We start from the raw sequence: 13148 nt of genomic DNA, 5'->3' as shown, positions 1-13148 counted from the left end.
GGGCGGGCGCCGGAAAGCTCCTTCACGACCTCGCCCCTGACGTGCGTCTTCCGTGCCAGGCCTCCGCGAGCAGCTCGTAGGAGCGGACCCGGTCGGCGTGCCCGTGCGTGATGGTGGTGACCAGCAGCTCGTCGGCGCCCGTGACCCGCTGGAGCACGCGCAGCCGCTCCGCGACCGTCTCCGGGGAGCCCGCGAACTGGGTGTCCACGCGGTCGGCCACCAGTTCGCGGTCGGCCTCGCTCCAGACGTGCGCGTCCGCCTCCTCCGGCGTCGGATAGGGGATCGCCCCCTGTCCCGTGCGGATGGCGCGCACCCAGAGGCCGTAGGGTTTGGCCAGCTCCCTGGCCGTCGCGTCGTCCTCGGCCACGACCGCGTCCGCCGAGACGACGACGTACGGCTCGGACAGCGTCTTGGAGGGGGTGAACGCCTCGCGGTAGGCCTCCACGGCCTCCAGCACCGAGGCCGGGCTGACGTGGTAGTTGGCGGCGAACGGCAGGCCGCGCTCCCCCGCCACCTTCGCGCTCTGCCCGCCGCTGCTGCCGAGGATCCACAGCTCCACCTCGGCGCCCTCGCCCGGCACGGCGTGCGCCGCGATCCCGTCCTGCGACCGGTAGGTGCCCTCCAGGAAGGCGACGACCTCGTCGACCTGCTCGGCGAAGTCGGGCGTCCGCGCGCCCGGCTGTTGCAGCAGCGCGGCCTGGAGGGCGAGCTGCGGAGAACGGGCCAGCTCGGCGAAGGAGAACGCGGGCGGGATCAGCAGCCCGTCCACCACCCGCGACTCGCGGGGCTCGGCGGTCCGGGCCGCCTCGGGAGGGCGGTCGGCCTTCGCCACTATCTCGGCCCTGCGCTGCCCGGAACGGCCGAGCCCGAGGTCGATCCGGCCGGGATGGAGCGCGTCGATCAGGCCGAACTGCTCGACCACCGCGATAGGCGTCTGGTGGCCGAGCTGCACGGCTCCCGAGCCCACCCTGATGTGGTTCGTCGCCGCCGCGATGAGGCCGATGAGCACGGCCGGGGCCGAGCTCGCGACGCCGGCCGCGAAGTGGTGCTCGGCCACCCAGTAGCGGAGGTAGCCGAGACGCTCGGCGTGGCGGGCGAGGTCGATGCTGTTGCGCAACGCGTCTCCCGCGCCGCTGCCGGACGGGATCGGGGACAGATCGAGGATCGACAGGGGAACCGGCCGGCCGACCGGCTGCGCGGTGCTTATTGGCTGCGCGGTGCCTGTCGGCTGCGCGGTGGGCTGTGCTGTCGGCTGGGGGACGCTCATGCCGGCACTCCGTTGCTCGTGGCGGTGCTTCGGTGGGTCGCGGCGCTCTGCGGGATCACGCTGTCTCCCCGCCGGGTCCCGGGGGCGGCGGGGAACGGTCTGCTCGGGATCTCCTTGCGCAGCACGGGGGCGATGTCGCTCTGGAACAGCTCCAGCGCCTCCCGGTGCTGCGCCCGGGTCAGGCCGTCGGCGTCCGCGCTGATGTGCATGACCTCGTGGCCGAGCCGCTCGTGGTAGCGGAGGACCTTGTCGACGATCTGCTGAGGGCTGCCGACGAGGATCGAGCCGCGCTCGATGGCGTCCTCCAGCGAGTGGAAGACCGGCTCCACACCCGACTTGCGGAACAGCGCGACGCGGGCGTCGTAGATCGGCCGGTAGGTCGCGATCGCCTCCTGAGAGGTGCGCGCCGCGTAGAAGCCGGCACTGCCCGCGCCCACCAGCGCGTCGGCCGGGTCGTGCCCGTAGTGCGCCCACCGTTCGCGGTAGTGGTCGACCAGCTCGGCGTACGGCTCGATGGGGTTGGTGACGTTCGCCGAGAACAGCGGGTCGCCGTAGCGTGCGGCCAGGTCGACCGAGTCCTTGCTGGTGGCGCTGCCGTGCCAGACCCGGATCGGCTGCTGCAACGGGCGCGGCCAGGTCTCCGCGTCCGTGAGGGACGGCCGGAACCGGCCCTCCCAGGTGACCCTGTCCTCCCGCCAGAGCCTGCGGAACAGTTCGTACGCCTCCCGGTTGCGGTCCCACTGGTCCTCGGGGGTGACGTGGAAGAGCCGCGCCTGGGCCGACCCGTTCCCCTTGCCGATGATCAGCTCCAGGCGGCCGCCCGACAGGTGGTCGAGCGTCGCGTAGTCCTCGTACGCCCGCACGGGGTCGAGCAGGCTGAGTGTGGTGACGGCGGTGAACAGCCGGATGCGGGAGGTCCGGGCGGCTATATGACTGAGCACGACCGGCGGCGAGGAGGAGATGAAGGGCCGCTCGTGCCGCTCTCCCACTCCGAAGCCGTCGAAGCCCAGCTCCTCGGCGAGTACGGCGGTGTCCACGACGTCGCGAAACCGCTCGGTGGTGGACCTGGTCTCGCCGGTCAGCGGGTCGGGCCCGTGCGCGATGAGGGTGATGGCGAGGAATCTCACGTGGTCGCATACCTCTCGAAGGGGCTTTACCTACTAACTATGTAGGAAAAGCATGCTTTGTCAACGGCCACGGGAAGCCTCGAGAGCCCCCGGCGCCGCCCGGCTGACGTCACGGCGCAGACACGGTGGCAGGATGCTTGCGGTAGAGGCCGTGACGGTCACGGTGCGAGGGGACGCCCGCCGGACCGCGGGAGAGCCGGAGGAGGCCGATGAGCCGGAAGAAGCATCGCGTCGCCGTGCTCGTGCTGGAGGGCGCGAAGCCGCTCGACGTCGGCATCCCGGCGCAGGTGTTCTCCAGCCGGCCGAGCATGCCGTACGAGGTGCGGGTGTGCGGCGCGGCGCCCGGACTCGTGACCGGCGGCGACGGCCTCTCCTATCACGTGGCCGAGGGCCTCGACGCCTTCGAGCAGGCCGACACCGTGTTCATCCCCGGCTATCGAGAGCCGGCGACCACCGAACCGCCGGCCGCGGTCGTCGGCGCGCTCATGGCCGCCCACGAGCGCGGGACCCGGCTCGCGGCCATCTCGACAGGGGCCTTCGCGCTGGCGGCGACGGGCCTGCTCGACGGCAAGCGGGCGACGACCCACTGGCACTACACGAAGGCCCTCGCCGACAAGCATCCGCTCGTGCGGGTGGACGAGAACGTGTTGTTCGTGGACGAGGGCGACGTGCTGACGTCGGCGGGCGCGGCGTCCGGCATCGACCTGTGCCTGCACCTGGTGCGGCGCGACCACGGCGTCGGGCTCTCCAACCACGTGGCGAGACGGCTAGTGGCGGCGCCCTACCGCAGCGGGGGTCAGGCGCAGTACGTTCCCCGCAGCGTCCCCGAGCCGCTCGGCGACGTGTTCGCGAACACCCGCGAGTGGGCCCTGGCGCACCTGTCCGAACGGCTGACCCTCGAGACCCTCGCCCGCCACGCGCGGGTGTCGGCGCGCACCTTCTCCCGGCGATTCGTCGAGGACACCGGCTACACGCCGATGCAGTGGGTGCTCAGGGCACGCGTGGACCTGGCACGCGAGCTGCTCGAACGCACCGACCTGGGCGTGGAGCAGATCGCGGACAGAGTCGGGCTCGGCACCGGCGCCAACCTGCGCCTGCACTTCCAGCGCATCCTCGGCACCTCCCCCACCGAATACCGCCACACCTTCTCGGCCTGAGACTCTTCCCGCGCGCGGGAGGACGTGGCGGGATCCTTGCGAACGGTGGCGAAACTTCTGGCTGGATCCTTGCGCATGCTGTCGTTCAGGCCACTGTCGGCCCGGCATCCGGATGCCGATCATGGAACGCGGAACGAAAGGAAGACCCATGACTCGCATCGCCGTCAACGGATTCGGCCGCATCGGACGCAACACCCTCCGCGCCCTGCTCGAGCGTGACAGCGACCTCGAAGTGGTCGCGGTCAACGACCTCACCGCTCCCGAGACCCTCGCTCACCTGCTCAAGTACGACAGCGCGCTCGGCCGCCTCGGCCGCTCCGTCGAGGTCGACGGCACCGAGCTCGTGGTCGACGGCCGCCGCATCGCGGTGCTCGCCGAACGCGAGCCCGCCAAGCTGCCCTGGGCCGAGCTCGGCGTCGGCATCGTGCTGGAGTCCACCGGCCGCTTCACCGCGGCGCGTGCCGCTCGCGCGCACATCGACGCGGGCGCCAGGCGCGTGCTGGTGAGCGCCCCCTCCGACGGCGCCGACGTCACGCTCGCCTACGGCGTGAACACCGAGGCCTACGACCCCGCCGAGCACGTGATCGTCTCCAACGCCTCCTGCACCACGAACGCGCTGGCTCCGCTGGCGTCCGTGCTGGACGACCTGGCCGGCATCGAGCACGGCTTCATGACCACGGTGCACGCCTACACCCAGGAGCAGAACCTGCAGGACGGCCCGCACCGCGACCTGCGCCGCGCCCGCGCGGCCGGCGTGAACATCGTGCCCACCACCACCGGGGCCGCCAAGGCCATCGGCCTGGTGCTGCCGAACCTCGACGGCAAGCTGTCGGGCGACTCGATCCGCGTGCCGGTCCCGGTGGGCTCGATCGTCGAGCTGAACACCGCCGTCTCACGCGAGGTCACCCGCGACGAGGTGCTCGCGGCCTACCGCGCCGCCGCCGACGGCAGGCTCAAGGGCATCCTCGATTACGCCGACGAGCCGCTGGTCTCCAGCGACATCACCGGCCAGCCGGCGTCGGCGATCTTCGACGCGGCCCTCACCCGTGTCGAGGGCAGGCACGTCAAGGTCGTGGCCTGGTACGACAACGAGTGGGGCTTCTCCAACCGGGTCGTCGACACGCTGGAGCTGCTCGCACGCGACTGAGCGCGCCGCACGCGCGGCTCACATCGTGAGCTGGTAGTGCCGCTCGGTGCGCCACTCGACCAGCAGCACCGTGGCGTCGTCCTGCAGTTGACCGCGCTGGTGGACGAGGATCGAGTGGATCAGGCGGCGCAGGGTCTCCGGCGCGGAGACGCCGTCGATCTCCCGCCGGATGACGAAGTCGGCGAAGCGGTCCAGCCCGAACCTCTCCCCGTCCGGGGTCTGCGCCTCCACGATGCCGTCGGTGTAGAACAACAGCCGGTCGCCGGGCTCGAGCTGGCGGCGCGCGAGCGCGGCGGCCGGGCCCAGGCGCAGGCCCATCGGGGTGTCCGGCGGGCTGTCCAGCACCGAGGCCACCCGCCCCTGCCGCAGGACGAGCGGCGGGGGATGCCCTCGGTTCACCCAGGTCAGCCATCCGGTGCGCAGATCCAGGTCGGCCAGGACCCCGGTGGCGAAGCGGGAGGTGCCGAACTCCCCGGCGATCGCCTCGTCGATCGCGTCGCTGACCTCGAGCAGCCCGGCTCGACGCCGGCGGCGGTTGTTGCGGTAGGAGCTCAGGGCGATGGCCGCGGTCAGCCCGGCGGAAGTGTCGTGCCCCATGGCGTCGAAGATTCCGAGGTGGAGGGTGACGCCGTCGAGGGCGTAGTCGAAGGCGTCCCCGCCGACGTGGTAGGCCGGCTCCAGCGCGGCGCTGACCGTCATCGTGTCGGTCGCGAAGTTCCTGATGGGCAGCAGGGTCCACAGCATCTCGGCCGACAGGTGCATCTCCTCGGTGCGCACCAGCCGGGCGAAGGCGTCGCTGTAGGCACGCTTGCTCACCACCAGCAGCGCGACCAGGCTGCCCAGCTCGGTCGCGATCTGCTCGGTGGCCTCGTCGACCACGGGCACGGTCACGCCGAGCACGCCGACCCGTTCCGTGCCGTTCAGCATCGGCACCCACAGACGCCGCGGCCCCTCGCTGCCGAGCGGTTCCGCGGCCTCGGCGACGTACGGATCGACGGCGGGACGCGCCTGGACGATCTCCAGGTTGCGGTAGGCGCGCCCGGCCAAGGTCGTGTCGATGGCGACGCGGTTCAGCGGCTCGCCGTACGCGTCGCACTGCCCGGGCAGGGGCACGAGATACAGCGGCCGCAGGCTGGCCACATAGATCATGACCTCGCTGTAGCCGAGCGGCCTGACATGCTCGATGACGGAGGACGCCAGATCGTCCAGGGGCGTCAGATGGTGGTCGCGCACCAGACCGCCCCAGATGCGCCCGGTGTCAGGACACCCGTTCACCTGCCGCCCCCTGCCGCCCCCTGCTGCCCTCGGCCGGTCTCGCGGCGGAAAGATCGCCGACAGGGGCCGCATCCGACGGGCGTGCGGGCCCCAGACCCTCGACGGCACATTCCCGACGCTACCCGGCATCGCTTCACACAGAGCCAACGTGCAGGGCATGCGCGGGCCAGCACCGGCGGGCGCGGCACTCTCTTAAGGCAACCCTCATCCAAATGGTCTGGCGTCCCGCAGACGTCACGTCGGAAGAGGAAGGCAATCTGCCGGCTTGACCGGCCTTTTCGCCGGTTCCAACACCTGCGTCCTGACGCCCGCGACCACGCAGGGGCCGTACTACTTCGACGCCGACAAGATCCGCTCCGACATCCGCGAGGACAGGCAGGGCAGGCGGCTGAAGGTCGCCGTCAAGGTGCAGGACAGCGAGAAATGCGCGCCGCCCAGGTCACGGACAAGAACGGCAAGTAGGTCATCGCTCTCGGCGAGCCGCCGGGTCTCACCACACTGATCTTGACGCGAGGGTTCGCCCGTTATATGGGAGACTGAGCGCCTGTGACCCCCGTGCTCGACCTTGTTGGAATTTTCGTATTCGCCCTGTCCGGCGCGCTGGAGGGCGTGCGCAAACGGCTCGACGCGGTCGGTATCGCGGTGCTCGCGTTCTTCACGGCCGTCGGCGGCGGCATCGTGCGCGATCTGTTCATCGGCGTGCAGCCCGCCGCGCTGCGGGACACGGGATATCTCCTCGTGCCGATCGCGGCCGCCGTCATCGCGTTCTTCTGGCATCCCCAGGTCGAGCGGGCGATGCCCGGCGTGCTGGTCTTCGACGCGGCGGGCCTCGGCCTGTTCTGCGCGGTCGGGACGTCCAAGGCGCTGTACTACGGCCTCGCGCCGATGCACGCCGTGTTCCTCGGGGTCTGCACGGCGGTCGGCGGCGGTGTCATCAGAGACGTCCTGTCCGGCGAGAAGCCGACCCTGCTCTACGATCGGGAGCTCTACGCGGTGCCGGCGATGCTCGGCTCGGCGACAATGGCCGTGCTGTACGCGCTGGAGGTGCGGGGGTTCGCCGCCACCCTGTCCGCGGCGGTGCTCGCCTTCGCGTTCCGCATGCTCGCCATGCGCTACCGCTGGCGGGCGCCCCTGGCCAGAGGCGTCAGCGAAAGGGAGTGAGCGGCGGCACCGGAAGGCGACCGGCGCCGCGCCCGGTCCGCGAGTGCGTGCGGGGGCGCGCCCGCCGACAGCGAAGGAGAGACAGTGAGCATCATCCTTCCCGAGGATCCGTTCCACCGGAGGCTGCACCACGTGGCACCGGCCGGCCTGACGTCCGAGACGGCGCAGACGGGCGGTATGCGGCGCCAGGCCGCCATCAGCGGCGCCACCGTCGGTGCGAGCCGACTGTGGATGGGCCAGACCCACGTGGCACCGGCGACCGTCTCCGCCAACCACCACCACGGCGACTCCGAGACGGCGATCTACGTGGTCAGCGGCACACCGTCGTTCGTGTTCCTCGACGTCGACGCCGACGAGCCGCACGAGGTGCGCATCGACACGAAACCGGGCGACTACATCTTCGTGCCTCCGTTCGTGCCGCACCGAGAGGAGAACCCCGACCCCGACCTGGAGGCCGTCGTCGTCATCGCGCGGAGCACCCAGGAGGCGATCGTGGTCAACCTGCCCGAGCTCAGGTGGACCGGCCCGGTCCGGACGACGGCCTGACCACAGGGCGTCGTCCCCCCGCTGCGGCCTCGGCGTCCAGCGCGACGGCGAACGGGCGCTTTCCGTTCTCGCCGAGATCCCCGGGGCGAGATACGGCCCGTCGCCTCACGGCTTCCCATCGGCGGCGCCGGGTCTGTCGTGCGGCGGGGCGGGCATCACCTCCGCGAGCGCGTCACAGAACCGGCGGGTGATGCTCGTCGGGTGTGTGATCGCGGTGCCCACGACGACGGCGTGGGCGCCCAGCCGGAGTGCCTCGGACGCCTGGCCGGGCGTGTGGAGGCGGCCCTCCGCGATGACCGGCACCGGAAGGTCCCTGGCGAGCTCCGCGACCAGTTCGAGGGCCGGTCCCGGGCCGGACCGCGAGTAGGGCGTGTAACCCGCTAGCGTCGTCCCGACGACGTCGGCGCCGGCCCGCACCGCCGCCACGCCCTCGTCGTACGTCGATACGTCGGCCATGACCAGCCGTCCGGTCCGCTCGTGGACGGCTGTGACCGTGTCGGCCAGCGAGCTGCCGTCGGGGCGTGGCCTGGCCGTGCCGTCGACGGCCACGATGTCGGCCCCCGCCCCGGCGACCTGAAGGGCGTGCTCGACGGTCGGGGTGATGTAGACGTCGCCGTCGCCGTCCTTCCACAGTCCGATGAGGGGCAGGTCGAGCGCGGCGCGGATCCGGCGCAGGTCCTCCAGTCCCTGCGCGCGGATGCCGGCGGCGCCGCCCGCGGCGACGGCCTGCGCGACGCGGCACATCGTGTCGGGATCGCGCATCGGCTCGCCGGGATAGGCCTGGCAGGAGACGACGAGCCGGCCGCGGATCGCGGCGAGCAGGGGGTTCATCGGATCACGTACCTCGATCGGGATCTGCCGCGGTTCACGCGATCGCCTCCATCGCCTCCATCGCCAGCCGGGCGGCGCCCAGCAGGGCGGCGGTCGCGCCGAGCGCGGCCGGTTCGATGACGACGTCGCGCAGGGCGGGGAGCAGTTCCGCGGCGAAGGCGGCCCTGAGCGGCCGCCACCATGCGTCTCCGCTCTCGGCCACGCCTCCCCCGACGAGGACGATCTCCGGGTCGATGACGTTCACCAGCCCTCCGAGAACGCCGCCCAGCGCCGCCGCGCCCTCGGCCAGGACGGCGGCGGCGACGTGATCGCCGTCGGCGGCCGACCGGGCGACCTGTGCGAGGTGCGCGGCGTCTCCCCCGGTGCGCGCGCTGTATTCGGCGAGCATCGCGGGTCCCGACGCGACCGCCTCGACGTGCCCGCGCCCGCCGCACGGGCAGGGCCGCCGCCCGGCCGACGGAGCGGGGAGATGGCCGACGTGACCCGCCGCGACGTGGCGGCCGTGCCTCACCCGCCCGTCGAGGATCAGGGAGCCGCCGATGCCCGTGCCCACGGTCACCAGCAGCACGTCGGCGTGGCCCGCGGCGGCGCCGCGCCACTGCTCGCCGAGCGCGTGCGCGTGGACGTCGTTGTCCACGGCGACCGGCAGGCCGAGGCGGTCGGACAGCTCGCGACGCAGGTCGGTTCCCGCCCATCCGGCGATGGCGTCGGTGGCGGACACCACGACGCCGCTCCGCGGGTCGATCACGCCCGCGCTGCCGACGCCCACCGCCCCGACCGCCTGTCCCGAGGCCGCGGCGAGTTCGCCGGCCAGTTCCTCGACCAGCGTGACCGCGGTGCTCAGGACGGCGTCGGGGCCGCGCCTCGCCGGGGTGCTCGCGGACCGCGTGGCGAGAAGCGCGCCGGAGGCGTCGACCAGCGCGGCGGACGTCTTGGTGCCACCGATGTCGACTGCGGCGACGACGCTCACAGCAGCCCGGCCTCCTCCAGCAGGGCGGCGACGGCGCCGTGCGCTCCGGCGAGCATCATCGCGTCGACGACGACCTCGTGGCCGGTGAGCGCGGAGAAGCCGGGCAGGCCGGCGACGCCGAGGAGCAACCGCCGGAACCCCACGTCGTCACCGCTGGAGTCCTTGATTCCGTCGACGACCCCCTCGGCCGCCGGCGACACGACCTGCCCGGGAGCGAGCTTGGTAGACACCGGCACATCGTAGGCGAGCACGGGCAGGCCGGTCGCGGCCTTCACGGCGCGGAAGTGACGGTCCACCTCCACCGGGTTGATCCGGGGATAGAACGGGGCGGTCACCACCACCGCGTCGGCGCCGAGCTTCCCGGCGATCTCGGCACGCTCCGTCACCCGGGGGGTCGTCGTCTCGATGCATCCGGCGAGCACGGGGACCTACCCGGCCGCGGTGCGACCACGACGTCGAGCGCGCGGTCGCGGCGGACGTCGGTGAGGAAGGCGCCTCTCCCGGGAGTGCACGCTCTCCGGGCGTACGGAAGCGGGGCCGGCCGACGTGGCGTGGGCGAGTACAACATGCACGAAGGCGGTGGCGTCCACCAGGAGGCCCGCCAGCTCCGCTGGCTGCACGACCGCTGGTCCTGAACTCCCGCGGCTCCGGCCTCGCGACCTAACGTGGTCTCGTTTCCACTGCGGGGCCGCGCAGGCCGTGACATGACGGGAGTAGTGATGGGCGACGTGCGGGTGGAGGTCGAAGGACCGATCACCACGATCTGGATGGACCGGCCCGACCGGCGCAACGCCGTCGACCGGGCCATGGCCGGAGAGCTGCGGGCAGCGTTCGAGGAGTTCGAGGCCGACCAGGACCAGCGGGTGGCGATCCTGGCCGGCAGCGGCGGCACCTTCTGCGCGGGCGCCGACCTGACCGCGGTCGGGGACCCCGAGCGGCGCAACGAACTGGATCCCGAGGGAGGCGGCGGCGGCCCGATGGGGCCGACCCGGATGCGACTGGGCAAGCCGCTGATCGCCGCGATCAGCGGATACGCGGTCGCGGGCGGCCTGGAGCTGGCGCTGCTGGCCGACCTGCGCATCGTCGAGTCCGACGCGGTGCTTGGGGTGTTCTGCCGTCGCTGGGGAGTGCCGCTCATCGACGGCGGCACGGTCCGGCTGCCGCGGATCGTCGGCCTGGGCCGCGCCCTCGACATGATCCTCACCGGCCGTCCGGTGCGAGCCGACGAGGCCCTCGCGATCGGATTGGCCAACCGGGTCGTCGAGCCGGGCCGGGCGGTCGAGGCGGCCCGTGAGCTGGCCGGGCAGATCGCGGCGTTCCCCTTCGAATGCGTCCTGACCGACCGGGCCTCCACCTACGCCGCCCTGGACCTGCCCCTGGCCGAGGCGTTGCGCGCCGAGGGGGCGGCGGGCGTCCCGATCGTGGAGCGCGAGGGTGTGGCCGGCGCCGCCCGCTTCGCCGCCGGCGCCGGCCGTCACGGAGTTGTCCCCTCTCATCCCTCCGGACCGACGCCGGCGTAGGCGCGGCACTCCGCCCGAGTCCTCCTGGAAGGACCGCAGGGCGTACGCGGGGTAGTACGTCGTCCCCCGCATGCTCCGTGCCCTGCGTTCATCCTCATCCGGGGCCGCCTCGACCACTGATCGAACTCGCGCCGCATCTGTTCCGTATCCGTCGCCCGCACCCGCTCGAGCTCGGCCCTTCTGTCCACGACGCCGAAGCCGCGCGGCAGGTGCTCTGTGTCGTATTCGATCGCCAGAGCGGCGAGCAGGTACACGATCTCGGGCCGTGCCGGTGTCGCCGGATCGACGGACAGGCGCGCCAGGAACGGGACCGCGTACCACTAGGGGTGGCGATGGGGATCCTCGGGAGCGGCGGGCGCGGGCCCGTCGTGGCCGTGGTCGGCGTGGTTGGCATCGTGGGCGTGCTGGGTGTCCTGGATGTCGTCGGGGCCACCGCCCATCGCCTTGAGCATGGGCAGGCCGCCGGTGGTGAAGAACCGGATCAGCAGCAGCGCGGCCAGGACCAGGAAGGCGATGTTGAGCCAGGTGGTGTAGTTCCAGGAGATGTGGGCCTCGACCACGGAGGCGTCGCGGTGGCTCGGCACCAGGCCCGGCAGTGTGAACAGCAACTCGACCGCGTAACCGGCCAGCACCATGGTGGCGTAGAAGGTGCCGGCGACGAAGGCGGCCATCTTCACGCCGTAGTACTTCCGGTAGATGTTCAGGATCGGCAGGATGATCAGGTCGGCGAAGATGAACGCGACCACCCCGCCGAAGCTGATTCCGCCGTTCCACAGCACCGCCGCCAGCGGCACGTTGCCGATGGAGCAGACGAAGCTGACCACCGCGACGATCGGGCCGACCAATGGTCCCCAGATGCGGGCCCACAGCGGATGGTCGGTCAGGAAGAAGCCCTGCCAGAAGCCCATCGGCACCCAGGCGGCCAGCGCCCCGGTGATCAGGAGGCCGGTGACGATGTCCCGCCAGATGGCCGCCCATTCCATGACGAAGATGTGCGACACCGAGGTGAGGCCCTTGGCGGAGGTCAGCCGCCGCCAGAACGAGCCCGGTCCGGTCACGGACATGTCCATCGCGGCGTGCCCCTCCATCGACCCCGCGACGCCCTGCCCGGCCTGGCGGAGCGCGTCGTCGACCAGACGCCGGCGAAGGAAGACGCGGAACAGCACCGCCAACAGGACGATCATGATGGGGCCGCCGACGAACTCGGCCAGGGTGAACTGCCACCCCATGAGCAGGGCCAGGATGATGCCCAGTTCGACGACCAGGTTGGTTGAGGCGATCTCGAAGGTCATCGCCGCGGTGAAGCTCGCTCCCTTGCGGAACAACGAGCGAGCCAGTGCCACCGAGGCGTAGGAGCATGACGAGGAGGCCATGCCGAATCCGGTGGCCGTGGCCAGGGCTCTGGGGGAGTCATCCCCGAGTGTCCGGCTGATCGCCTCCCGGCGGACCACCGCCTGCACGATCGCCGAGAGAGTGAACCCCAGAATCAGCGCCCACAAGATCTCCCAGGTCATGGACCCCGCGATCGCCAGCGCGCGCCACAACCAGTCCATAGCCTGCTCCCTCTTCCGCTCTTGCCTTGAGCTTTCCGGCTGGGGTCGAGTTACACCGCCACCTGGCGGGGACAGCACAGTTCCGACGCGGAAGGGCCTCCGGGCGAGTTGCCGGAGGCCCTTCGTACGCGCTGGTTCAGCGGAAGCGGCGGAGCCTGAGACTGTTGCTGACGACGAAGACGCTGGAGAACGCCATCGCCGCTCCGGCGATCATGGGATTGAGCAGCCCCGCGGCGGCCAGCGGCAGGGCCGCGACGTTGTAGGCGAACGCCCAGAACAGGTTGCCCTTGATCGTGCGCAGCGTACGCCGCGACAGCCGGATCGCATCGGCCGCCACCCGCAGATCCCCCCTGACCAGGGTCAGATCGGCCGCCTCGATCGCCACGTCGGTGCCCGTGCCCATGGCCAGCCCCAGATCCGCCTGAGCCAGCGCGGCGGCGTCGTTGACCCCGTCCCCGACCATCGCGACGGTCTTGCCCTCGGCCTGCAACCGTTTGACCACATCGACCTTGTCGGCCGGCAACACCTCGGCGATCACCTCATCGATGCCCACCTGGGCGGCGACCGTCCGGGCGACCGCCTGGTTGTCGCCGG

The 13148-nt window shown here is 71.8% G+C and carries 14 protein-coding genes; 6 read left to right on the top strand and 8 right to left on the bottom strand.

Going from position 1 to position 13148, the window contains the following annotated elements; genetic code table 11:
* Positions 1–22: 22 nt before the first annotated feature.
* Both FLW16_RS15170 and FLW16_RS15165 read right to left on the bottom strand, forming a co-directional pair.
* On the bottom strand, positions 23–1267 hold the full coding sequence (locus FLW16_RS15170) for an MsnO8 family LLM class oxidoreductase (protein ID WP_142560672.1): 1245 nt from the start codon (positions 1265–1267) through the stop codon (positions 23–25).
* Complete coding sequence (locus tag FLW16_RS15165; protein ID WP_142560671.1) at positions 1264–2394, bottom strand: LLM class flavin-dependent oxidoreductase; 1131 nt, start codon at positions 2392–2394, stop codon at positions 1264–1266. Before FLW16_RS15165 ends, FLW16_RS15170 begins: the two co-directional genes overlap by 4 nt.
* Before the next feature lie 209 nt (positions 2395–2603).
* On the opposite strand from FLW16_RS15165, the gene FLW16_RS15160 reads away from it, so the two are divergent.
* Positions 2604–3551: a GlxA family transcriptional regulator gene (locus FLW16_RS15160; RefSeq protein WP_142560670.1), complete on the top strand. Its 948-nt coding sequence runs from the start codon at positions 2604–2606 to the stop codon at positions 3549–3551.
* Between the two features lie 148 nt (positions 3552–3699).
* Positions 3700–4698, top strand: coding sequence for a type I glyceraldehyde-3-phosphate dehydrogenase (gene gap, locus FLW16_RS15155; protein ID WP_142560669.1), 999 nt, complete (start codon positions 3700–3702; stop codon positions 4696–4698).
* Positions 4699–4716: 18 nt separating this feature from the next.
* Here gap and FLW16_RS15150 read toward each other — a convergent pair whose 3' ends face one another.
* Positions 4717–5973, bottom strand: a complete 1257-nt coding sequence (locus FLW16_RS15150) for a PP2C family protein-serine/threonine phosphatase (protein WP_260615288.1) — start codon at positions 5971–5973, stop codon at positions 4717–4719.
* 265 nt (positions 5974–6238) lie between these two features.
* Here FLW16_RS15150 and FLW16_RS15145 point away from each other — a divergent pair, with 265 nt between their 5' ends.
* From FLW16_RS15145 to FLW16_RS15135, 3 genes are all read left to right on the top strand, one after another.
* Positions 6239–6475, top strand: coding sequence for a hypothetical protein (locus FLW16_RS15145; protein WP_221891088.1), 237 nt, complete (start codon positions 6239–6241; stop codon positions 6473–6475).
* A gap of 44 nt (positions 6476–6519) precedes the next feature.
* Positions 6520–7134: a trimeric intracellular cation channel family protein gene (locus FLW16_RS15140; protein ID WP_142560668.1), complete on the top strand. Its 615-nt coding sequence runs from the start codon at positions 6520–6522 to the stop codon at positions 7132–7134.
* Positions 7135–7218: 84 nt separating this feature from the next.
* The gene (locus tag FLW16_RS15135) at positions 7219–7680 is read left to right on the top strand and encodes a cupin domain-containing protein (RefSeq protein ID WP_142560667.1); all 462 of its coding nucleotides are present in this window, start codon (positions 7219–7221) and stop codon (positions 7678–7680) included.
* 105 nt (positions 7681–7785) lie between these two features.
* Here FLW16_RS15135 and FLW16_RS15130 read toward each other — a convergent pair whose 3' ends face one another.
* From FLW16_RS15130 to FLW16_RS15120, 3 genes are read right to left on the bottom strand one after another with little or no spacing between them, the layout of a single operon-like run.
* Positions 7786–8511: an N-acetylmannosamine-6-phosphate 2-epimerase gene (locus FLW16_RS15130; protein ID WP_142560666.1), complete on the bottom strand. Its 726-nt coding sequence runs from the start codon at positions 8509–8511 to the stop codon at positions 7786–7788.
* 34 nt (positions 8512–8545) lie between these two features.
* Positions 8546–9481: an ROK family protein gene (locus FLW16_RS15125; RefSeq protein ID WP_142560665.1), complete on the bottom strand. Its 936-nt coding sequence runs from the start codon at positions 9479–9481 to the stop codon at positions 8546–8548.
* Entirely contained in the window at positions 9478–9867 is a 390-nt protein-coding gene (locus tag FLW16_RS15120; protein ID WP_260615287.1) for a dihydrodipicolinate synthase family protein, read from the bottom strand. The genes FLW16_RS15125 and FLW16_RS15120 overlap by 4 nt, the downstream gene beginning before the upstream one ends.
* 318 nt (positions 9868–10185) lie before the next feature.
* Here FLW16_RS15120 and FLW16_RS15115 point away from each other — a divergent pair, with 318 nt between their 5' ends.
* Positions 10186–11001, top strand: coding sequence for a crotonase/enoyl-CoA hydratase family protein (locus FLW16_RS15115; protein ID WP_260615286.1), 816 nt, complete (start codon positions 10186–10188; stop codon positions 10999–11001).
* A 320-nt stretch (positions 11002–11321) separates the two neighbouring features.
* Here the strand turns inward: FLW16_RS15115 and FLW16_RS15110 are convergent, their stop codons facing one another.
* Positions 11322–12554, bottom strand: a complete 1233-nt coding sequence (locus FLW16_RS15110) for a permease (RefSeq protein WP_142560664.1) — start codon at positions 12552–12554, stop codon at positions 11322–11324.
* 136 nt (positions 12555–12690) lie between these two features.
* Positions 12691–13148: HAD-IC family P-type ATPase (locus FLW16_RS15105; protein ID WP_142560663.1), on the bottom strand; the 458-nt coding region annotated here is incomplete at its 5' end.

The sequence above is a fragment of the Microbispora sp. KK1-11 genome (genome assembly GCF_006874435.1).
Taxonomy (GTDB): Bacteria; Actinomycetota; Actinomycetes; order Streptosporangiales; family Streptosporangiaceae; genus Microbispora; species Microbispora catharanthi.
The sequence above is the reverse complement of the archived record's forward strand: the minus strand, read 5'-3'. Positions and strand labels throughout refer to the sequence as shown.